Genomic DNA, 20,152 nt, shown 5'->3' on the forward strand with positions numbered 1-20,152 from the left:
CCTCTTTGGTGGGACCTTCTCCAGAGGAAAGCCGATTGCCCTGCTATTTCCGTCACGCTATGATGATTTTCAAACAGCGCGCCGCGTGCTCCCTACTCGTTGGTGATTGCGGGCAGCGTAAAGAAAGGTGCCGCCGGGCAATGGAGGGGTCAATTGGTAAAGGACGACTACAAGCACTGGAGACGCCGGTGGCTGCGGTGGCACTCGCGGTCTCTGCTGGCAAGCGCACTAGTATTGCAGCGAAGTGAGTGTGATGCCTACCTTAACCAGATGCTGAGGGCATACCTTGCCTACGGCGACTTCACCGAAAACGAAGTTGAATTCATTTTTCGGCGAGTCTCCCACGGCGTACGGAAGCTCGGGTCAAACCTGGATGCATCAGTCTTTGCCCGGCGTGCCCAGGAGCGAATCCGAGCCCATGGGCTTAGACTGATGACGGACGCATCCGAGGTCTTCGGCTAGGACCTTGCGGGAAAGGGAGTGACTGCTCGTCGACATTGGCCGGATGGGACGCGCCAACGCGAGTATAGTCACGGAAGGCGCTCGCGCGGGCTTGGGTGTTGGAGAGTTCCCGCACGAGCGCTAGCGCAGCGCGCACCGCACGCTGCCTACAGGAGCTCCCCATCGCTTTGTGCCGCATTGCGCTCCAGCATGACTTCGCAGGCCCGCTCCTCCGTCCGTTTGTTTGGCGAGTTCCAGCTCGACGGCGCTGGCGCGCCCCTGTTTAACGCAAACTCCCCCCGCTTGCAGGCGCTGCTCGCCTGCCTTGTCCTGCATCGCGACGCACCGCAGACGCGGCAGCAGCTCGCCGTACTGTTCTGGCCTGATTCCTCGCAGGCGCAGGCGCGCAATGCCCTGCGTCAACTGCTGTTTCAGCTGCGCAAGACCTGGCCGGAGGCAGATCAGTTTGTCCATGCCGATGCGCAAACGGTGCGATGGCTGCCCGATTCGCCGCTTGACCTCGATGTAGCGCAGTTCCAGTCCGCGCTTGCGGCTGCGGCCAGGGCCTCGAGGCACGGCGACGCAGGCGCTGAAGAAGAACTGCTGACGCATGCCGCGGATCTCTATCGCGGTGACCTGCTGGCCAACTGCTATGACGAGTGGATCCACCCCGAGCGCGAAAAGTTGCGCGAACAGTGCATCGCGGCGCTCGCGCGCCTCGGTCAACTGAGTGAGGACCGGCGCGACTATGCAAAGGCGTTGAAGTACACACAGCAGTTGCAGCGGCTCGACCCCTGCCGCGAACCCACCTGCCTGGCGCTGATGCGCCTGCACGCGCTGAACCACGATCACGCATCGGCCATGCGCGCCTATCGTAGCTGTGTGGAAACGCTCGCTCGCGAATTGGGCGTCCTGCCCGGCGACCCCATGCGCGAGGCCTATGCGCGGTTGGCTGCGCAGGCTGCGTCAATGCAGCGCCAACGCCCGCGGCGGGATGCGATGCTGCCAATGATTGGCCGGCATGGCGAATGGCGCCGGCTGCTTGAAGTCTGGCAGCGTACCCAGCTGGGCGACAAGCAGTTTGTCCTGATCCTGGGCGAAGCCGGCATCGGCAAATCGCGCCTGGCGGAGGAACTGCTGGTCCATCTGGCCGAGCAAGGCATCACCGTGGCGCATTCGCGCGCCTATGCGGCCGAGGGACAGCTTGCGTTTGCGCCGGTGACCGGCTGGCTGCGCAGCCCTGGCCTGAGTGGTGCGATCGGCAAGCTCGACAGACTGTGGCTGACCGAGGTCACGCGCCTGTTGCCCGAACTTCTCACGCAGCAATCCGGACTGTCGCCGCCGTCGCCTCTTACCGAATACTGGCAACGCCAACGGTTCTTCGAGGCGCTTGCGCGAGCGGTGCTTGCACAAGGCGGGCCGCTTCTGTTGCTGCTCGACGACCTGCAATGGTGCGACGGCGAGACGCTCGAATGGCTGCGCTTCCTGATGCGTTTCGACGTGGCGGCAAGGCTGATGGTGGTCGCAACGGCGCGCCCCGAGGAAATCATGCCGCTGCACGCGGCGAACCGGCTGCTGGACGCACTACGCCGCGACGACCAGTTCATCGAGATCTCATTGGGGACACTCGACGCCGCGGAAACGGCAAAGATAGCGGCCCAGATCCTGGACCGGCCGCTGGCCGACACGGAGGCAACCCGGCTGTTCGAAGAGAGCGAGGGTAACCCGCTGTTTGCCGTCGAAATGATGCGGGCCCGCTCCGACACCATGCCGGTCGGGGACGCACAGGGCGGCATGGCGTCGAAGTTGCCGCCCAAGGTTTACTCCATCATCTCGAACCGGCTGGCACAGCTTCCTCCGGGCGCCCGCGAAATCGTCGGGGTTGCTGCAATCATTGGACGGGCGTTCACGACCGACATCCTCGCCCAGGCAAGCGACCTCGGCGAGGATGCCCTGGCAGGCGCACTGGACGAGCTGTGGCAGCGGCGCATCGTGCGCCAGACCGACGCTGGCGGCCTGGCCTTTGACTTCAGCCATGACAAGATCCGCGACGTGGCATACGCCGACGTGAGTCCGCTACAGCGCCGCCGCCTGCATTTGCGCGTGGCGCGAGCGGTCGAGCAGGCGTCAGGCGATGCGCCCGACGCGGCAAGCGCGCAGATCGCCTCGCACTATGAGCGGGCGGGCCTGCCAGCCCAGGCGGCGGCGTTCTATCGGCGCGCGGCCGTCGTTGCGCAGAGTGTGTATGCCTATGACGATGCCATTGCATTGCTGACGCGCGGGCTGGTGCAAGCGGACCGGATTGCCGATCCGCAGGAGCGCGCCAGTCAATCGCTGGCCCTGCAACTCGACCTTGCGCCACCGATTCGCATCGCCCGAGGCTGGGCGGCACCCGAACTGGAGGCGCCGCTGCGACGCGCGGTGGAACTGAGCCGGCTGGCGGGTGACGCCAGTCAGCAAGCACGCGCCCAGGTCAGCCTTTCATTTTTCCTGGTAGTGAGGGCGGAACTTGCACAGGCACGTAGCCTGAGCGAGGAACTGATTGCGGGATTGGGGCCGCTGGGCTCCGGTACTTACTCGGTGATGGCATGGACCAGCGTCATGGGTAGTCTGGTCCAGCAAGGCGACTGGATGGCTGCCGAGCCCGCGTATCAACGCGTGCACCGCGCTTATGACGAGGCCCAGCACGCCGAGCATGCGTCCCTGATGGGCGGTAACTTCGGCGTGCTGGCCGCCGCGTGGTCGGCGCACGCATTGTGGTTCAGGGGGCTTGCCGATCAGGCCCTTCAGCGTGGACGCGAAGCGCTGGAGGTGGCAAACCGGGTAGCACACCCGTTCTCCCAGGCGCTCGCGCTGTCATATCTCGCGACGCAGCATGCGCTGCGACATGAGCACGGTCTCACGCTGCACTATGCCCGCCTGGCACACGAGATCGCCGAACAGTACCACGTAGGCTACTACCTTGCCTGGGCAGGCATACTGCTCGCCTGGGCGAACGCGAAACAGGCGCCCGGCGCCGACGCCGTGGTGGCGATGCAGGCGGCGATCGAGGGCTTTCACGTAACGGGCGCACGCCTGCGTCTGCCGCTGTATCTGGCCATGCTGGCTGAATGCCTGGGCGACGTAGGAGAGACCGAGGCTGCGTTGGCGGCTTTGGACCAGGCGCTCGAATGCGCCGGGCGCACTGGCGAGCACTGGGTGGACGCCGAGCTGTACCGTCTGCGCGGTGAATTGCTGCTATGCAGCAGCGCCAGCCTCGCCGAAGCCGAGTCATCGCTGATCAAGGCGATCGAGATCGCCACAGCCCAGCACGCGCTACCGCTTGAACTACGTGCCACCCTGTCATTGACAACGCTGCGAACCTCGCAGGGGCGCGTCAATGCGCATGAGGTGGTCGAGGCGCCGCTTGCGCGATTCACCGAGGGCTTCGATCAGCCCGACATCGTCAAGGCGCGGGCGTTACTCGCGCGTTAGCTTCGGCTCGACCACCGCGCCCCGGTCGGGAGGCAGAATCCCCTTGTAACGGTTCACCTAACGCTTTCAAAACGCCGAGGTTGCTAAAACTCCTGCATACCAACCGGACAGGAGGCAACCATGGAAGCTTCATTGAGCGAACCCGTCGCAACCGCCCTCAAGGCGCATTTTCGGGGACAACTGATTCAGCCGGGCGACGCGGCTTACGACCAGGCGCGTGCCGTCTACAACGGAATGATCGACAAGCGACCTGCGATCATCGCGCGCTGCGTCGATGTTGCGGACGTCATCGCGGCGGTGAACGCCGCGCGCGACGGCGGGATGCTGCTGGCCGTGCGTGGCGGCGCGCACAATGGCGCCGGGCTCGGCACATGCGATGGTGGACTGGTGATCGACCTGTCGCCCATGAAGGGCGTGTTTGTCAATGACGGAAGCAAGACACTGCGGGTTGGCGGTGGCTGCACCTGGGGCGATGTGGATCACGCCGCCAGTGCCTACGGGCTGGCGACGCCGAGTGGCTTCATCTCGACCACCGGCGTGGGCGGACTGACGCTCGGCGGCGGCATCGGCTACCTCAGCCGCGCCTACGGCCTGACGATCGACAATCTGCTCAGCGCCGAGGTCGTTCTGGCCGACGGGCGCATCGTCACAGCAAGCGAGGACGAAAACGCGGACCTGTTCTGGGCGTTGCGCGGCGGCGGTGGCAACTTCGGCGTGGTGACGTCGTTCGAGTTCAAGGCTCATCCCGTAGCCACGGTCTATGGCGGCCCGATGCTGTGGCCGATGGAGCAGGCCCGCGAGCTGATGAAATGGTGGCGCGACTTCATCCTGAGCGCGCCGCAGCACATCAATGGCTGGTTCGGTTTCGTCACGGTGCCTCCCGCAGCGCCCTTCCCGGAGGAAGTTCACCTGCAGAAGATGTGCGCAGTGGTGTGGTGCTACACCGGCCCGATCGATCAGGCCGAAACGCACTTCCGTCCGATTCGCGAGGCCATGCCGCCAGCGGTGGACTTTGCCGGACCAGTCCCCTGGCCTGTCCTGCAGAGCCTGTTCGACGGACTGTATCCGGCGGGCTTGCAGTGGTACTGGAAAGCGGACTTCGTCAGCGACCTGAGCGACAAGGCCATCGATCTGCACATCAAGTACGGGCAGCAGTTGCCGTCGATGCACTCGACCATGCACCTGTATCCGATCAATGGTGCAGCGCATCGCGCCGGCTGCGACGACACGGCCTTCAGCTACCGCGATGCCAACTTTGCCAGCGTGATTGTCGGCGTGGATCCCGACCCGGCCAACAACGATCGCATCGTGCAGTGGGCGAAGGACTACTGGCTGGCCCTGCATCCGCACTCTGCTGGCGGCGGCTACATCAACATGATGATGGACGAGGGCAATGACAACGTGAAGGCGTCCTATCGCGACAACTATGCGCGGCTGGCGGAGATCAAGCGCAAATACGACCCGGCCAACCTGTTCCGCGTGAATCAGAACATCAGGCCCGCCTGACGCACCACGCTTTCGACATGGGGCGCAGGTACCCCTTATCCAGAAGCCCGGCGCGACACCGCTGCCACGGATGGCAGCCGGTACACGCCAGGCAACGGCTTGCACGGCAGAGGCGATCCCGTGCGGCCTGTACCGTTCCGTAGCTGGTCGCCTGCACGAGGAGTGCCGTCGCGGCAACGCCGCCGACACCCCTGTTGGAGATAGCAATGCATAAGACTCTTGCCAAGACCCTGCTTGCCGCTGCCGCACTTGCCGCCGGGCTCAGCCAGACCGCCCACGCCGGTGCCTATGCCGATGGGCTGATCGTCGCCGTGCCGGGACACAGCGACCAGCGCGACGCCTTTACCGATGGCGCGCACAGTCCGCCCACCGAGGCCACCATGCTGCCCGTGGTCGCGTATCAGGGCAGGTCCGTGTGCGCGGTCCGTGGCTTTGATCCGTACCTGGACGGCATGCGCAAGCCTGACCCTTACACCGATGGCGCCCGCATCAGCTCGCGCGATGGCTTCACCGACGGCGCGCGCAGCGATGCGCGCGACAGCGGGGAATGCTTGTCCTGAGCAGGGCAGGGCAACGGGGCGGTTGGTCTGGGCCTGCTCCGTTGTCCAGGCGCGGGAATATGCGCCATGACTTGGGCATGCCCCGATATGACGCAACCCTGCGGTCAGGCAACCGAGTCCCGATCGACAGGGGTGTAGTCAAATCGCATTGCAATCGCAATGGCCTGTGACAGAACCCGCGTCGATTCGATCGTGGCGATCATGCGTCGTTGATTCTCCGTTTGGCAATAGCGGATCTGCAAAGCAGCAGACCACCTCGGTGAGGAGTCTCCGCGGTGGAATCATCGCGGATGACCCCACCTGCAAGCTGGGACATGACGCAAGCGGTTGCGAGGCATGGCTTCGCCATTCGTACTCTTGCAAGGCCATCACCTGGCGCTTACGAACAACTTGCCAGAGCGTCACCGCTAGTCGATCAGCTTGCCCTGCGCGTCAAAGAACGGATGCGCTGCCCCATAGTCCCCGATCGCTGCCGCATGCGTCACGAGTCCGTGTGCCGGATGCCACCAGTGCAGCAGGTAGCCGGGCGGCTCCATGCGAAAGCACGAGGGCGCCTGCGGGTCCAGGTCCAGCGCCACCTGGTGCGCCGGCCCGGGCGCGGTGATCGCGACCGTGCCACCGAAGCGGCGCGTGATGTGCCGATGCAGATGGCCGCACAGCACGCGTTCCACTTGCGGGTGGCGGCGCACGATGGCTTCGAGCGCGTCGGCGTTGGCCAGGCCCTGCTCGTCCATGTGGCCGATGCCGGTAAAGAACGGCGGATGGTGCAGCAACAGCAGGGTGGGGCGGGCCGGGTCGGCAGACAGTGCGGCTTCCAGCCATGGCAGCGCGCCGGGATCGACGCGCCCGCCGGGCTGGCCCGGCACGGTGCAGTCGAAGGCCACCAGCCGCAGCGGTCCCGAGTCGATGCTGTAGTGCACCGGGTCTTCGCCGCTGCCGGTGGCGAACAGATAGTCGTGATCGGCAAAGACGCGGCGTAGCGCGCCGCGGCTGTCGTGATTCCCCGGCAGCAACCGCACGGGCATGGATAGCCGCTGCAGGATCTGGCGCAGGAACTGGTATTCGCTTTCGGCGCCGAAGTCGACCAGGTCGCCGGTGACAATCACTGCGTCGGGCTGTTGCGGGGCTGCCAGCAGGGTGTCGATGCAGCGGTGCAGTGCACCGGCGGTGTCAACCAGCCGGTACGACAGCTTGCCGCCGGCCTTGATGTGGAGGTCGGTGATGTGGGCGACCAGGTAGGGGGCGGTGTTCATGCTGCCAGGGCTTCGGGAAGTGTGATGAGGTGGCCGGTGTCGATGCGCAGGCCGACGCGGTCTCCGGCGTGCCAGTTGTCGCGGCGCGTGGTGTCGACGATGAGCGGCGCGGAGGCGCCGACTTCCACCAGCAGGCGGGTGCAGTTGCCCAGGAACAGGGCCGTGACCACGCTACCGTGCAGATGGGCGTCGTCCGTGTGCACCAGCGCCACGTCTTCGGGGCGGAACATCAGGTCGGCGCGCTGCGCCGGCGCGGATTCGTGCGTCCGGGGCACGACGCCGCCAGGCACGCGCCAGGCGCCGTTCTCGGCAGCGGCGGACAGGCGGTTCATGGTGCCGATGAAATCCGCCACGAAGGCATTGGCCGGCGCGCGGTAGATATCCTGCGGCGTGCCCGTCTGGGCGATGCGGCCCTTGTCCATAACGATGATGCGGTCGCCCAGCGCCATGGCCTCGGCCTGGTCATGCGTGACATAGACGGCGGTGATGCCCAGGTTGCGCAGCAACTGGTTGATGTCGGCGCGCAGGGCGTCGCGCAGCTTGGCGTCGAGCGCGGTCAGCGGCTCGTCCAGCAGTAGCACGCGCGGCTGCACGGCAATGGCGCGTGCGAGCGCCACGCGCTGGCGCTGGCCGCCCGAGAGCTGGTCCACGCGGCGGTCGGCGAAGGGTTCGAGATGCATCATCGCGAGCATGTCGGCAACCCGCGTGCGGCGCATGGCGGCGTCCACGCGCCGCACGCGCAGCCCGTAGCCGATGTTCTCGGAGACGGTCATATTGGGGAACAGCGCGTAGCTCTGGAACACCATGCCCACGCCGCGCTGCTCGATCGGCAGCGCGGTCACGCAGGTATCGCCGAACCAGACTTCGCCGCCTGCATCGGGATACTCCAGCCCGGCGATGATGCGCAGCGTGGTGGTCTTGCCGCAGCCGGACGGGCCTAGCAGTACCACGGTTTCCGCGGCGCCGATGTCGAGATCCAGCGGCTGCAGCGCCAGCGTGCCGTCGGCAAACGTCTTGCCGCAATCGCGCAGCCTGATGGTGGTGGGTTCATGCATGACGGGTCTCGGTATGAGGGTTGGCCGGCGTGGCGGCAACAGCAGGGGCGGGCACCGCTTCGGGAACATATTTGCGGGAACGCGCGCCCAGCGCGCTGAGCGCTTGCATCAGCACCAGCAGCGGAATGATCATGACGAAGAAGACGATGGTGTAGGCCGAGCCGATCTCCAGCCGCATCGAGGCATAGCTGTCGGCCAGGCCCACCGGCAACGTCTGGGTGGTGGGCGTGTGCAGCATCCAGGTGAGGTTGAATTCGCCCACCGACAGCGTGACCACCATGAGCGCGCCGGCCAGGATGCCCTGGCGGCAATTGGGCAGCACCACGGTAAGGAAGCGCTGCAGGCGGCTCGCGCCAAGGCTGGCCGCTGCGTCCTCCAGCGTGCGGATATCGATGGCGGAAAGGATGGCCAGCACCGAACGCACCATAAAGGGCAGGGTGAACAGCACATGGCCGATCAGGATAAACAGCCAGCTCGTGCGCAGCGCCTGCCAGGTGCCGTAGAGCAGGATCAGGCCAAGCGCGGTCGCGAGGCCCGGAACGGCCACCGGCAGCATCAGCAGTTCCTCGATCAGCCGGGTGATGCGGTTGCGCCGCAGCGCCATGTAGTACGCGGCCGGCACGCCCAGCACCAGCGTGCAGGCAAGGCAGGCCAGCGCGATCAGCAGCGACAGGAAGATGGTATTGCGATAGAGCGACCAGACTTCCGCGAGCCAGCGCGTGGTCAGGCCGCTTTCCAGGCCGATGAAGATATTGTTGGTCAGGCCAGCCAGCACGGAGAGCACGACCGGCACGGTCATGAAGGCGCAGACCGCCAGTGTGAGCGCCAGTTGCAGCCAGTAGCCGGGGCGGCGATGGGTTGGGGTCATGGGATGGCTCCTAGGCGGTCGCGGCCACGGCGTCGCCGGAAAACCAGCGCGCGAGCGCCAGCAAGGCCCAGGTGACGGTGCCCAACAGGATGGACAGCGCAGCGGCCATGCCGAAATTGGCGTAGTTGGTGAACTCGTTGTAGATGGTGAGCGGCAGCACGTCGAGTTGCGTGGCCAGCGTGAAGGCGGTACCGAACGCGCCCATGCTGGTGGCAAAGCAGATCGCGCCGCTGGAGATCATGGCCGGCATCATCGCGGGCAGCATCACGTCGCGCACCACGCGCCAGGGCCCGGCGCCCAGCGAGCGGGCAGCTTCTTCCAGCGAGGCGTCGAGCTTCTCCACTGCCGCCATCACGGTCAGGATCACGCGCGGGATCGAAAAGTACAGGTAGCCGACGAACAGCCCGGCCAGGCCGTAGGCAAAGGTCCAGCGCTCGCCGGCGAGCTTGTCGCCGACCATGGCCAGCAGGCCGTTGCGGCCGCCGAGCATGATGACCATGAAGCCGATCACCACGCCGGGAAACGCCAGCGGAAAGGTCAGCATGGCCACCAGCACGGACTTGCCAGGCACCGCGTTGCGCTGCAGGAAGGTGCCGGCAATGCCGGCAATCACCAGCGTGACCAGTGTCACGGCTGCCGACAGCAGCACGGTGACCATCAGGCTGTGCAGGTAGCGCGGACTGGAGACCACGGTCCAGTACACGCCCGCGCCTTGCTCGCCGTTGATGCTGACCGCCACGAGCCGCGCCATCGGCAGGCAGAAGAAGGCCAGGAAGACCACCAGTGCCGGCAAGGCAAACAGGAAGAGGGAGGGGGATCGGTTTGTCATGGCAGTGACGGGGTGATGGGCGGTGGGCGATGGCTTGGGTGAGCCGCCCGGCTGTCTGCCCGCTTGCGGGAAGACAGCCATCAGGCGGGAGACACCATCGCCAGTCGTCAGCGCGCTTGTCAGCGCACCTCCTTCAGATACTGCTCGCTGAACGCCTTTTGCACGTCGGCCATCTTGCCGAAGTCCACCGCCTTGGCCCGTGCGTATTCGGTGGCCGGCAGGAAACGCGCCTGTACTTCCTTAGGCACCACGCCGGCGCGCACCGGGCGCAGGTAGGCGTTGGCCCACAGCGCCTGGCCGGCGTCGGACAGCACGTAGTCGAGCACCTTGCGGCCTTCGGCCTCATGCGGCGCCTTGTTGACCAGGCTCATCACGTAGGGAACCACCACCGAGCCCTCTTTGGGGATCACGAAGGCAACGTTGGCGTGGTCCTTGTAGCGGGCGCGATAGGCGTTGAAGTCGTAATCGAGCAGGATAGGGATTTCACCGGACAGCACGCGCGCATATGCGGTCTGCTTGGGCACGATCGGCTGGTTCTTCTGCAGGTCCTTGAAATACTTGAAGGCCGGGCCGAAGTTGTCGAGCGTGCCGCCCATGGCCTGGTTGACGGCCACTGCGCCCACGTAGCCGACGAAGGCGCTGGCGGGGTCGAGATAGCCGACCAGGCCCTTGTACTCGGGCTTGAGCAGGTCGGCCCATGACTGCGGCACCGGCTTGCCGCGCAGCGCGTCGACATTGACCATGAAGCCCAGCGTGCCGGAATGGATGGCGAACCAGTTGCCCTGCGGGTCCTTCAGGCCGTCGGGAATGTCGTTCCAGTGGGCGGGCTTGTAGGCGGCGGTGACGCCGTCCTTCTTGGCCTGGATGCCGAAGGTCACGCCGTAGTAGACCACATCGGCCACCGGGCTGGCCTTCTCGGCGACCAGCTGCGCCAGCGACTGGCCGGAGTTCTTGTTGTCCAGCGGCACGGCAACGCCGGTCTTTTCCTTGATGGCGCGGATCTGTGCCGCCCAGTCGGCCCATTCGGGCGGGCAGTTGTAGCAGATCGCGGTCTGGGCGGCCACGCCCTGGCTGAACGCGGCGGCGCTTAGCGCCAGGGCAATCCAGCGCAGCGGGCGGCGCCAGGAAGGAATAGGTTGCATGAGAGGCTCCTTGGTTGAGGACAGGGGTGGGGGATGCAACATGCGCACGCGGTTACGCGCGGTTACATTGATGGCGGAGCGGCCACGGTGCCGTTGACGCGCAGTGCGTGCGGCAGCAGCGTGACGCGCGGCGGCGCCGCCGAGGCTCGTCCGCCATCGTGCAGCCAGGCAAGCAGCCGGCCGACGGCGCTGGCGCCGATCTCCGAATTGGGTTGCACGACGGTGGCCAGCGGCGGTTCGACCACGCTGCCCAGCGCGATACCGTCATAGCCCAGCACGGAGATGTCGCGCGGCACGCTCAGGCCGAGGCGCCTGAGGTCGGAGATCACGCCGATGGCCAGCAGGTCATTGGTGCAGAAAAAGGCGGTGGGCGCATCGTTTGCCCGGACCAGCGCGCGGATCTGTTCGGCATTGCTGGCGGTGTGCGATGGCAGGCAGACTGGCGCGGCGGGCCTTAGCCCGTGCGCGCGCATGGCGTCCTGATAGCCGGCAAAGCGCTGGCGCGCGCGGTCCGAGGCGACGAAGGCGCCCGATACCACGGCGATGCGGCGGTGCCCGGCGGCAATCAGGGCCTCCACGCCGGCGCAGGCGCTGCGCCGGTTGTCCACCGATACCGAATGACGCCGGCTGCGCGGTCCGGCCTGGTTGTACGCCAGCACGTATGGCACGCCCTCGCCGTCGAGTTGATCCAGCACCGTGCTGTGCGCCGCGTCGGCCACGGTCAGCACCATGCCGTCCACGCGATGGCGCAGCAGGTACTCCACACGCTCGCATTCGCGAGCCGGATCGTAGCCGCTGGTGACCAGCATCAGCGAATAGCCGCCCGCCAGCGCCGCTTCCTCGATGCCGTGCCAGCATTCGGCGAACACCGCGTTTTCCAGCGTTGGCACCATCACACCGATCATCCGGGTCTGCTGGGCGCGCAGCTTGCTGCCGAGCAGGTTGGGGCGAAAGCTGAGCCGGCGCGCCGCCTCGCGCACGCGCTGCGCCGTGCTGTCGCGCACCAGGTGCGGGCTGCTGAACACGCGCGATGCGGTGGCGAGCGACACCCGCGCGGCTTGCGCCACGTCGATCAGGGTGGCGCCACCTGTCGTGTCGGGCCTGCCCCCCGCTGGATCTTTGCGATTCACGCTTAGAGCTCCGGATGAAAACGTTTTCATTGAAGGTGGAAAAAACGGGGCGTCAAGACATTCCGTCGCTGCACTGCCGCAGAAGGCGGCTGGCGGACGGGCGCCTGCACCCTGCCTGGATGGCATTTTGTTTGGCGTGGATGACAGGGGGATGACATCCGGGTGCAAAGGCCGGATGCCGGCCGCGTAGGAAAACGCCGCCTACGGAGTGCGCACCGCAGGTCGCGTGTCGCGTACCGTGGTCGGGGCGGGGTACACGTCGTCGCTGGGCGCAATCGGCTGACGCGGCGGTGGCGGTGTCGCCGCGGTATCCCGGGGGACTCCCTCGCATCCCGCCAGGGCCGCGGCCAGAAGGGCGATGAGGGAGCACTCAGCCAAGCCGCAACGGAAGGCGTGACCGGTGCGGGGGAAGAGCGTGCGGTGCTGCATAAGCGGACCCCAGGTGGCAATCCTGCCTCTAGCTTATGCTACTGGCGCACAACAGAGCTCTCCTGGAATGTGTGGTTCAAGCCTGACATCCCCGTATCCACCCGACAGTTGTATATTCTGGGCCGCGACGCATAAAGGCACGTGCCTGACTCACAAGCCTTGCTTCGTGGAAAGAGCTGCCGCCTGTGTATGCACTTCCTGATGCCGGCTCCTGTTGGCCCCTGACTGTTTTGCGCAGCATTTTCATAAGCCAATGCCTGCTGGCTAAGACATGAAGCCATGTGCCTGCAAACTCGCAACAAGCCGGGGCAGTGTGTAACGAATCTATATGTAGTGGTGCATATGCCACATTTGAGCGGATGCAAGCAGGTAGAATCGCGCCTTCCGTGCCAATCGCAACATTCCTATAACAATGAGCCCCCGTCCGTCGCGCCTGCCGTGCATTGACGCCCTGAAAGCGGTCAGCTCCCAGTTGATCGTGCTCCATCACCTGGCCTTCTATGGCCCGATGTCCGATACCGCGTATCGGCTGGCCCCGGGGCTGGTGGACTGGCTCTACGACTACGCCCGCATCGCCGTGCAGGTCTTTCTGGTGGTCAGCGGTTTCCTCGCCGCGCGCAGCCTGGCGCCGCATGGCCAGCTGGAAATCAGCCAGCATCCGCTGCTGGTGCTGTGGCGGCGCTACCAGAAGCTGGTGGTGCCCTTTGCTGCGGCGCTGCTGCTCAGCATTGCCGGGGCCGCCCTGGCGCGCCAATGGATGGTGCATGATTCGATCCCTGCGCCGCCCGGCCTGCTGCAGTTCCTTGCGCACGTGACGCTGCTGCATAACGTGCTCGATGTCGACGCGCTCTCGGCCGGGGTCTGGTACGTGGCCATCGACCTGCAGCTGTTTGCGCTGCTGCTGGGTGCGCTGTGGGCCGCGCGCGCCGTGGCGCGCGGGAAAGCGCCGGCGGGTGCCGGGGTCAGCATTGGCATTGTGGTGCTGGTGGCGGTGGCATCGCTGTTCTGGTTCAACCGCGATGCCGCGTGGGATATCTGGGCGCTGTACTTCTTCGGCGCCTATGGCATGGGGGCGCTGGCCTACTGGGCGTCCAACCCCGGTCGCCCGGTGTCGCCGCTGCTGGTCCTCGGCGCGGTAACGTTGGCGGCGCTGGCCTTCGATTTCCGGCTGCGCATCGCGGTGGCGCTGGCGACTGCGCTGCTGCTGGCGGTGGCGCGCCGCGGCGGCTGGCTGGAGCGCTGGCCGCGGGCGCGCGTGATCGGCTTCTTCGGGCGCATTTCCTATTCGGTGTTCCTGGTTCACTTTCCGGTCTGCCTGCTGGTCAACGCGCTGGTGTCGAACCTGGCGCCGGGCCAGCCGGTGCTGAACGCGCTCGGCATGGTTGCCGCATGGGCGCTCAGCAATGTGGCCGGCGCGTTGTTCTATCGCTACATCGAAAGCGCCCGGCCGTTGGCGGCGCTGCGTGCGCTGCTGGGCAACGGCCGCGACCGCGCCAGCCGGCAAAGCGTGTAACGTTTGCAGGCATGGCCGTGCAGCGGTGGTACGGTTTCTCCCGGACGGCGACGTGCCAGCATGGCCGTGCGCGCTTCTTGTTGGTGCTTGTGCACCCGTTATGCCACGTCGCCTGCACGCCATGCGTGCATGCCGCCCGCGCAAACTTGCGTTCGGCGCCACACACATCGGAGCAACACTCGCGTAAATGGCATTGGGCGATGGCACAAAGGTTGCCTAGTATGGAATCGTAAACCTGACCATTTGGTCAGGATTCCATCGGGAACCGAGGGTGCCATGTCCGACCATATCGTCCTGACCTCGCACGCACGCCGCGACAAGCCGGCCGAGCCTATCCACTGGGGCGCCCCCACGGCGGCCGAGCGCGGGCCGGTCATCGCCAGCCTGGCGAATCCGGCGCAGCGCAATGTGATCGGCACTCACGCAGGTGCCTACGCCATCTACCGGGCCCTGGCGGTTGCCGCGGGCGCATTGCAGCGCGACCATCGCACCGACCTGACCGATACCGCGCCGGCGGAGGCGATCGGCCCGCATCCGCAGTGGGGCGACCCGGAGAAGATAGTTTCGCTGGATCCGTGGGGCCACCTGGTGTCCACCGTGTTTGCCGACCGCATCGCGGCCGGCGTGGATATCCGCCCGACCATCGCCGTCACCCGCGCGCATATCAACATGCCGGAGCTGATGTCGGCCATCGCGGCCGGCCGGCTCAAGCCCGACGGCGACATCCTCCATGCCAATGGCGATGTGCGCGTGACCAAGGCTGCGGTCGATCCGGTCTGGTATCTGCCCGGGCTGGCGGCCCGTTTCGGCATCAAGGAAAGCGTGCTGCGCCGCAGCCTGTTCGAGCAGACCGGCGGCATGTTCCCGGAACTGGTGACGCGGCCGGACCTGAAGGTGTTCCTGCCGCCCATCGGCGGCATGACGCTGTATTTCTTCGGCGACGTGAGCCAGCTGGGCAAGCCTGAAACCCGCGTGGCCTGCCGCGTGCACGATGAATGCAACGGATCGGACGTGTTCGGGTCAGACATCTGTACCTGCCGGCCGTATCTGGCACATGGCATCGAGGTGTGCATCGAGATGGCGCAGCAGGGCGGTGTCGGGCTGGTGGTCTACAACCGCAAGGAGGGCCGCGCGCTGGGCGAGGTGACCAAGTTCCTGGTCTACAACGCCCGCAAGCGGCAGGTGGGCGGCGACCGTGCCGAGACTTACTTTGCCCGCACCGAATGCGTGGCAGGCGTGCAGGACATGCGTTTCCAGGAGCTGATGCCGGATGTGTTCCACTGGCTGGGCATCCGCCGCATCGACCGCTGGGCGTCGATGAGCAACATGAAGCATGGCGCGCTGGTGGCGCAGGGCATCGAGGTGGTCGAGCAGGTGGCCATCCCCGAGACCCTGATTCCCGCCGACGCCCGTGTCGAGATCGATGCCAAGGTGGCCGCGGGCTACTTTACGCACTACACGCCGCCGGATGCGAACGAACTGGCCCTGGCAAAGGGCAGGGGGTTGAACGAATGACGATGTTTCCCGAGGATGGCAAGCCCGGCATGGACCGCCAGGGCACAGGTAACGAGATGCGGCCTGGTGCCGGCTGGCTGAGCCCGGTGCCGGAAGGGCATCCCGCTTCGGCGCTGCTGTGTGCCGAGGCGGTGCGCACGCATTGCGCGGCGGTCACCGAGAACGTGGCCAGCGGCGCGTCCGAACTTTTCACCTGGCATCCGGACCGCGTGCATGCCATTGCCGACTATGTCGCCAGCACCATCCGCCAGCGCTATCCTGACCTGCAGGTGCCGTACCACAGCCGCTGGCGCCATTTTGAAAGCGCCGGCGTCGACCAGCGCGCGGACCGGTGGCAGGTGCTGTGCGAGCGTGCCGCGCTGAGCGGGCCCGAGCACCGCGAGGAGCGCGCCCGCATCGGCATCGACCTGGTGATTCCAAGCGTATTGCTCGATGCCGGCGCCGGCCCTGACTGGCGTTACCGCGATCCGGCCAGCGACCTGGTGCTGACGCGCTCGGAAGGGCTGGGCGTGGCCAGTTTCGACCTGTTCGCGCGCGGCGGCTTCTCGGCCGCGCCGGGCGATCCGCTGCGCGCGGACGCCGAGCGGCTGCAGCGCATCGATGCCGACAGCATCGCCCACGCCTTCCAGGTCGCGCAGCACAACCCGCTGGTGGGGCTGGAAGGCCGCGCCGGCCTGCTGCGCCGCCTCGGCGAGGTGATGGAGGCGACCCCGGCGCTGTTCGGCCGGCCGGCACGGCTGGGCAACCTGTACGACTACCTGAAGGCGCATGCGGTCAACGGGCACCTCGACGCCGGCTTCCTGCTGCGCACGCTGCTGGTCGGCCTGGGGCCGGTATGGCCGGGGCGGATCATTGTCGAAGGCGTGTCGCTGGGCGACTGCTGGCGGCATCCGGCCGCGCCGGGCGGGCTGGTGCCGTTCCACAAGCTCACGCAATGGCTGACGTATTCGCTGCTGGAGCCGCTGGAGGACGCCGGCCTGACCGTGACCGGGCTGGACGCGCTGACGGGCCTGCCCGAATACCGCAACGGCGGCCTGCTCTACGACTTCGAGCTGATGGTGCCGCGCGACCCCGGCTTTGCCGCCGTGCCGCATGCGGTGGATGAGCCCGTGATCGTCGAATGGCGCGCGCTGACCGTGACCGGCCTGGACCTGGTGGCCGACGGCGTGCGCCAGGCGCTTGGCTTGCAGGAAGAAAATTTCCCGCTGGCGCGCGTGCTCGAAGGCGGCACCTGGGCGGCGGGGCGCCGCATTGCCGCCAAGCGGCGCCCGGGTGGCGCGCCGCCGTTCGCCATCATCAGCGACGGCACGGTGTTCTGAGCAAGGTCGGCCGCCAGGCGGCCGACCTTGCCGGCAGGCATTGCGTGTGAAACCTGGCATCTGGAGCGTCACCATGAACGACATGTCCGCTGTTCCCGCTGTTGAACCACTCGATGCCGATCCTGCCGGCCTGGCCGGGGTGCTGGTCGTCGACCACCCGCTGGTGCAGCACAAGGTCACCCTGGTGCGCAGCGAGGACACCACCACCGACAACTTCCGCCGGCTGGTGCGTGAAATCAGCCAGTTGCTGACCTACGAAGCCACGCGCGACCTGGCCATGGAGACGGTCGCCATCCGCACGCCGATCGCGCCGATGCAGTCGCGGGTGCTGTCGGGCAAGAAGCTGTGCCTGGTGTCGATCCTGCGCGCGGGCAACGGCTTTATCGACGGCATGCTGGAGCTGCTGCCGGCGGCGCGCGTCGGGCATATCGGCCTGTACCGCGACCCCGAGACGCTGGAGCCGATCGAGTACTACTTCAAGATGCCGGAAGACATCCAGGAGCGCATGGTGATCGTGGTGGACCCGATGCTGGCCACCGGCAACTCGGCCATTGCCGCGCTGAACCGCCTGAAAGAGGCCGGCGTCACCACCATGAAGTACGTGTGCCTGATCGCCTCGCGCCCGGGGCTGCGCGCGCTGCGCGCGGCGCACCCTGAGGTCGGCATCGTCACCGCGGCCATCGACGAAACGCTCAACGAGCACGGCTATATCGTGCCCGGGCTGGGCGACGCCGGCGACCGCCTCTACGGCACGCGCTGATGGACACGCAGGCCAGCGCCGCGGCGCGGCGCCCGCTGCCCGCGTGCGATGCGCCGGGCGGGCGCATCCGGCAGGAGAACCAGGCCATGATCCTGCGCGCGGCCGAGCATGTCTTTGCGCGCGCGGGCTTTGCCGGCGCCACCATGGCCGAGATCGCGGTGCGCGCCGGCGTGCCCAAGTCCAACCTGCATTACTACTTCCGCACCAAGCAGGCGCTGTACCGCGCCGTGCTGGCGCATACGCTGCAGCTGTGGCTGTCGGAGACTGACATCATCCGCGCCGAGCTGCCGCCGCAGGTGGCGCTGGAACAATACATCCGCGCCAAGATGCGGCTGTCGGCCAGTCATCCGGATGCATCGCGCGTATTTGCCAACGAACTGCTGCACGGCGCGCATGAGATCGGCGAGGTCCTGCGGCAGGTGCTGCGCGAACTGGTGTCGCGCAAGGCCGCGGTGGTGCAGCAGTGGATCGACCGCGGCCAGATGGCGCCGGTCGACCCCCAGCACCTGTTCTTCACGATCTGGGCGGCCACGCAGACCTATGCGGATTTCGAGTCGCAGGTATGCGCGGTGCTCGGCGTCAGCCAGCTGGAGCAGCGGGACTATGCGCAGGCCACCGAGCACCTGGTGGCGCTGCTGCTGCGCGGCTGCGGACTCGACCCCGAGCCCGCGGCGCCCGACCGGCGCGCATGACGCCGTGGCGCCGGAGCCGGCGCCGTGAGAACATCGCCGTATCGCCGTGCCTCCTGCCTGAGAGACCTCCATGCTCGACCTGATCCTGCGGCACTGCAACCTGCCCGACGGGCGCACCGACATCGATATCGGCATTGCCGCGGGCCGCATCGCCGCGGTTGAGCCGGCACTGGCCGCGCACGCCGCCGACGAGATCGATGCGGCCGGCCACCTGGTGACGCCGCCGTTCGTCGATGCGCACTTCCATATGGACGCCACACTGTCGTACGGGCTGCCGCGCGTGAACCAGTCGGGCACGCTGCTCGAAGGCATTGCGCTGTGGGGCGAGCTCAAGCCGATGCTGACGCAGGACGCGCTGGTCGAGCGCGCGCTGGCCTACTGCGACTGGGCGGTGGCGCGCGGGCTGCTGGCGATCCGCTCGCATGTGGACGTGTGCGATCCGCGGCTGCTCGCGGTGGAGGCGCTGCTGCACGTGCGCGAGCGCGTGCGCCCCTACCTGGACCTGCAGCTGGTGGCGTTCCCGCAGGACGGCGTGCTGCGCGCGCCCGGCGCGCTGGACAACCTGAAGCGCGCGCTGGACATGGGCGTCGACGTGGTCGGCGGCATCCCGCATTTCGAGCGCACCATGGCGCAGGGCGCCGAATCTGTGCGGCTGCTGTGCGAGCTGGCGGCGGACCGCGGCCTGCGCGTCGACATGCATTGCGACGAGAGCGACGACCCGCTGTCGCGCCATATCGAGACGCTGGCCAGCGAGACCGTGCGGCTCGGCCTGCAGGGCAGGGTGGCGGGCTCGCACCTGACCTCGATGCATTCAATGGACAACTATTACGTATCCAAGCTGATCCCGCTGATGCGCGAGGCCGGCGTGGCGGCGATCGCCAATCCGCTGATCAACATCACGCTGCAGGGGCGGCACGATACCTATCCGCGGCGCCGCGGCATGACGCGGGTGCCGGAGTTGCTGGCGGCCGGCGTGCCGGTGGCGTTCGGCCACGATTGTGTGATGGATCCGTGGTACAGCCTGGGCTCCGGCGACATGCTGGAAGTGGCGCACATGGGGCTGCATGTCGCGCAGATGACCGGGCAGGAAGCCATGCGCGCGTGCTTCGCCGCCGTGACCGCCATGCCCGCGCAGATCCTCGGGCTGGATGGCTACGGCGTGGCGCCTGGCTGCCGCGCCGACCTGGTGCTGCTGCAGGCGCGCGACCCGGTGGAGGCGATCCGCCTGCGCGCCACGCGGCTGCGGGTGCTGCGTGCCGGCAAGACCATCGCCAGCATGCCTCTGGCGATGGCTGCGCTGGACCTGCCTGGCCGGCCGGCGCAGGTGGATTTCCTGCGGCGCGGCGGCGGGCAATAAGGATCACAAATTTTTTGTGTCAGGGTGTTGACAGTCCCTGACGCGCTCGGCATAATTTCTTTCTTCGCATCGCGGCAGCAATGCAGCGAAACGAAGCCCAGATGGCGGAATTGGTAGACGCACTAGGTTCAGGTCCTAGCGGTGGCAACACTGTGGAGGTTCGAGTCCTCTTCTGGGCACCAATATTTAGAAAGGCTCGCGCAAGCGAGCCTTTCTTCGTTTTAGCCCGGCGTGAGTGACCGGGTCACCGCCATTCGATACCGAGGCGGCGGTGCCGGATATGTGGAAGAAGCCCGCAGCGATGCGGGT

Annotated in this window: 15 protein-coding genes and 1 tRNA gene; 10 read left to right on the plus strand and 6 right to left on the minus strand. The window is 66.8% G+C overall.

All coding sequences use genetic code 11. The features are described 5' to 3' along the window. The first annotated feature begins 651 nt into the window (after nt 1-651). The 3 genes from AC3WRI_RS01125 (at nt 652) to AC3WRI_RS01135 (ending at nt 5,981) form a co-directional block, all read left to right on the plus strand. Nucleotides 652-3,915, plus strand: coding sequence for an AfsR/SARP family transcriptional regulator (locus AC3WRI_RS01125; RefSeq protein ID WP_492292375.1), 3,264 nt, complete (start codon nt 652-654; stop codon nt 3,913-3,915). A 120-nt stretch (nt 3,916-4,035) separates the two neighbouring features. Continuing rightward, on the plus strand, nt 4,036-5,421 hold the full coding sequence (locus AC3WRI_RS01130; RefSeq protein WP_492292377.1) for an FAD-binding oxidoreductase: 1,386 nt from the start codon (nt 4,036-4,038) through the stop codon (nt 5,419-5,421). Between the two features lie 206 nt (nt 5,422-5,627). Beyond that, the gene (locus AC3WRI_RS01135; protein WP_492292379.1) at nt 5,628-5,981 is read left to right on the plus strand and encodes a hypothetical protein; all 354 of its coding nucleotides are present in this window, start codon (nt 5,628-5,630) and stop codon (nt 5,979-5,981) included. A 407-nt stretch (nt 5,982-6,388) separates the two neighbouring features. Here the strand turns inward: AC3WRI_RS01135 and AC3WRI_RS01140 are convergent, their stop codons facing one another. The 6 genes from AC3WRI_RS01140 to AC3WRI_RS01165 all read right to left on the minus strand — a co-directional run bounded on the left by AC3WRI_RS01140 (nt 6,389) and on the right by AC3WRI_RS01165 (nt 12,288). Then, the gene (locus tag AC3WRI_RS01140) at nt 6,389-7,234 is read right to left on the minus strand and encodes a phosphodiesterase (RefSeq protein WP_010814588.1); all 846 of its coding nucleotides are present in this window, start codon (nt 7,232-7,234) and stop codon (nt 6,389-6,391) included. Next, nucleotides 7,231-8,289: an ABC transporter ATP-binding protein gene (locus AC3WRI_RS01145; RefSeq protein ID WP_011617332.1), complete on the minus strand. Its 1,059-nt coding sequence runs from the start codon at nt 8,287-8,289 to the stop codon at nt 7,231-7,233. Before AC3WRI_RS01145 ends, AC3WRI_RS01140 begins: the two co-directional genes overlap by 4 nt. Further along, the gene (locus tag AC3WRI_RS01150) at nt 8,282-9,157 is read right to left on the minus strand and encodes an ABC transporter permease (protein WP_011617331.1); all 876 of its coding nucleotides are present in this window, start codon (nt 9,155-9,157) and stop codon (nt 8,282-8,284) included. Before AC3WRI_RS01150 ends, AC3WRI_RS01145 begins: the two co-directional genes overlap by 8 nt. A 10-nt stretch (nt 9,158-9,167) precedes the next feature. Further along, complete coding sequence (locus tag AC3WRI_RS01155; RefSeq protein ID WP_037024235.1) at nt 9,168-9,986, minus strand: ABC transporter permease; 819 nt, start codon at nt 9,984-9,986, stop codon at nt 9,168-9,170. A gap of 119 nt (nt 9,987-10,105) precedes the next feature. Further along, on the minus strand, nt 10,106-11,128 hold the full coding sequence (locus tag AC3WRI_RS01160) for an ABC transporter substrate-binding protein (protein WP_010814584.1): 1,023 nt from the start codon (nt 11,126-11,128) through the stop codon (nt 10,106-10,108). Nucleotides 11,129-11,190: 62 nt separating this feature from the next. Beyond that, a complete protein-coding gene (locus AC3WRI_RS01165) occupies nt 11,191-12,288 on the minus strand; it encodes a substrate-binding domain-containing protein (protein WP_081050156.1) in 1,098 nt (365 codons plus the stop codon). Nucleotides 12,289-13,099: 811 nt separating this feature from the next. Here AC3WRI_RS01165 and AC3WRI_RS01170 point away from each other — a divergent pair. The 7 genes from AC3WRI_RS01170 to AC3WRI_RS01200 all read left to right on the plus strand — a co-directional run bounded on the left by AC3WRI_RS01170 (nt 13,100) and on the right by AC3WRI_RS01200 (nt 20,025). After that, nucleotides 13,100-14,200, plus strand: a complete 1,101-nt coding sequence (locus AC3WRI_RS01170; protein WP_492292381.1) for an acyltransferase family protein — start codon at nt 13,100-13,102, stop codon at nt 14,198-14,200. Between the two features lie 276 nt (nt 14,201-14,476). Then, complete coding sequence (locus tag AC3WRI_RS01175; RefSeq protein ID WP_010814581.1) at nt 14,477-15,715, plus strand: GTP cyclohydrolase II; 1,239 nt, start codon at nt 14,477-14,479, stop codon at nt 15,713-15,715. Next, nucleotides 15,712-17,034 (plus strand): URC4/urg3 family protein, encoded by a 1,323-nt coding sequence (locus AC3WRI_RS01180; protein ID WP_010814580.1) that lies wholly within the window; start codon nt 15,712-15,714, stop codon nt 17,032-17,034. The genes AC3WRI_RS01175 and AC3WRI_RS01180 overlap by 4 nt, the downstream gene beginning before the upstream one ends. A 73-nt stretch (nt 17,035-17,107) precedes the next feature. Next, on the plus strand, nt 17,108-17,794 hold the full coding sequence (upp, locus tag AC3WRI_RS01185) for a uracil phosphoribosyltransferase (protein ID WP_010814579.1): 687 nt from the start codon (nt 17,108-17,110) through the stop codon (nt 17,792-17,794). Further along, nucleotides 17,794-18,486, plus strand: coding sequence for a TetR/AcrR family transcriptional regulator (locus AC3WRI_RS01190; RefSeq protein WP_010814578.1), 693 nt, complete (start codon nt 17,794-17,796; stop codon nt 18,484-18,486). Before upp ends, AC3WRI_RS01190 begins: the two co-directional genes overlap by 1 nt. A gap of 70 nt (nt 18,487-18,556) precedes the next feature. After that, nucleotides 18,557-19,843, plus strand: coding sequence for an amidohydrolase family protein (locus AC3WRI_RS01195; protein ID WP_492292383.1), 1,287 nt, complete (start codon nt 18,557-18,559; stop codon nt 19,841-19,843). Between the two features lie 95 nt (nt 19,844-19,938). Beyond that, a tRNA-Leu gene (locus tag AC3WRI_RS01200) sits at nt 19,939-20,025 on the plus strand. Nucleotides 20,026-20,152 lie beyond the last annotated feature (127 nt).

This window comes from Cupriavidus sp. FW305-27, assembly GCF_058787995.1.

Coding starts and splice junctions, on each gene's coding strand:
- AC3WRI_RS01125 (WP_492292375.1), top strand. CDS start 652: ATGACTTCGCAGGCCCGCTCCTCCGTCCGTTTGTTTGGCGAGTTCCAG.
- AC3WRI_RS01130 (WP_492292377.1), top strand. CDS start 4,036: ATGGAAGCTTCATTGAGCGAACCCGTCGCAACCGCCCTCAAGGCGCAT.
- AC3WRI_RS01135 (WP_492292379.1), top strand. CDS start 5,628: ATGCATAAGACTCTTGCCAAGACCCTGCTTGCCGCTGCCGCACTTGCC.
- AC3WRI_RS01140 (WP_010814588.1), bottom strand. CDS start 7,234: ATGAACACCGCCCCCTACCTGGTCGCCCACATCACCGACCTCCACATC.
- AC3WRI_RS01145 (WP_011617332.1), bottom strand. CDS start 8,289: ATGCATGAACCCACCACCATCAGGCTGCGCGATTGCGGCAAGACGTTT.
- AC3WRI_RS01150 (WP_011617331.1), bottom strand. CDS start 9,157: ATGACCCCAACCCATCGCCGCCCCGGCTACTGGCTGCAACTGGCGCTC.
- AC3WRI_RS01155 (WP_037024235.1), bottom strand. CDS start 9,986: ATGACAAACCGATCCCCCTCCCTCTTCCTGTTTGCCTTGCCGGCACTG.
- AC3WRI_RS01160 (WP_010814584.1), bottom strand. CDS start 11,128: ATGCAACCTATTCCTTCCTGGCGCCGCCCGCTGCGCTGGATTGCCCTG.
- AC3WRI_RS01165 (WP_081050156.1), bottom strand. CDS start 12,288: ATGAAAACGTTTTCATCCGGAGCTCTAAGCGTGAATCGCAAAGATCCA.
- AC3WRI_RS01170 (WP_492292381.1), top strand. CDS start 13,100: ATGAGCCCCCGTCCGTCGCGCCTGCCGTGCATTGACGCCCTGAAAGCG.
- AC3WRI_RS01175 (WP_010814581.1), top strand. CDS start 14,477: ATGTCCGACCATATCGTCCTGACCTCGCACGCACGCCGCGACAAGCCG.
- AC3WRI_RS01180 (WP_010814580.1), top strand. CDS start 15,712: ATGACGATGTTTCCCGAGGATGGCAAGCCCGGCATGGACCGCCAGGGC.
- upp (WP_010814579.1), top strand. CDS start 17,108: ATGAACGACATGTCCGCTGTTCCCGCTGTTGAACCACTCGATGCCGAT.
- AC3WRI_RS01190 (WP_010814578.1), top strand. CDS start 17,794: ATGGACACGCAGGCCAGCGCCGCGGCGCGGCGCCCGCTGCCCGCGTGC.
- AC3WRI_RS01195 (WP_492292383.1), top strand. CDS start 18,557: ATGCTCGACCTGATCCTGCGGCACTGCAACCTGCCCGACGGGCGCACC.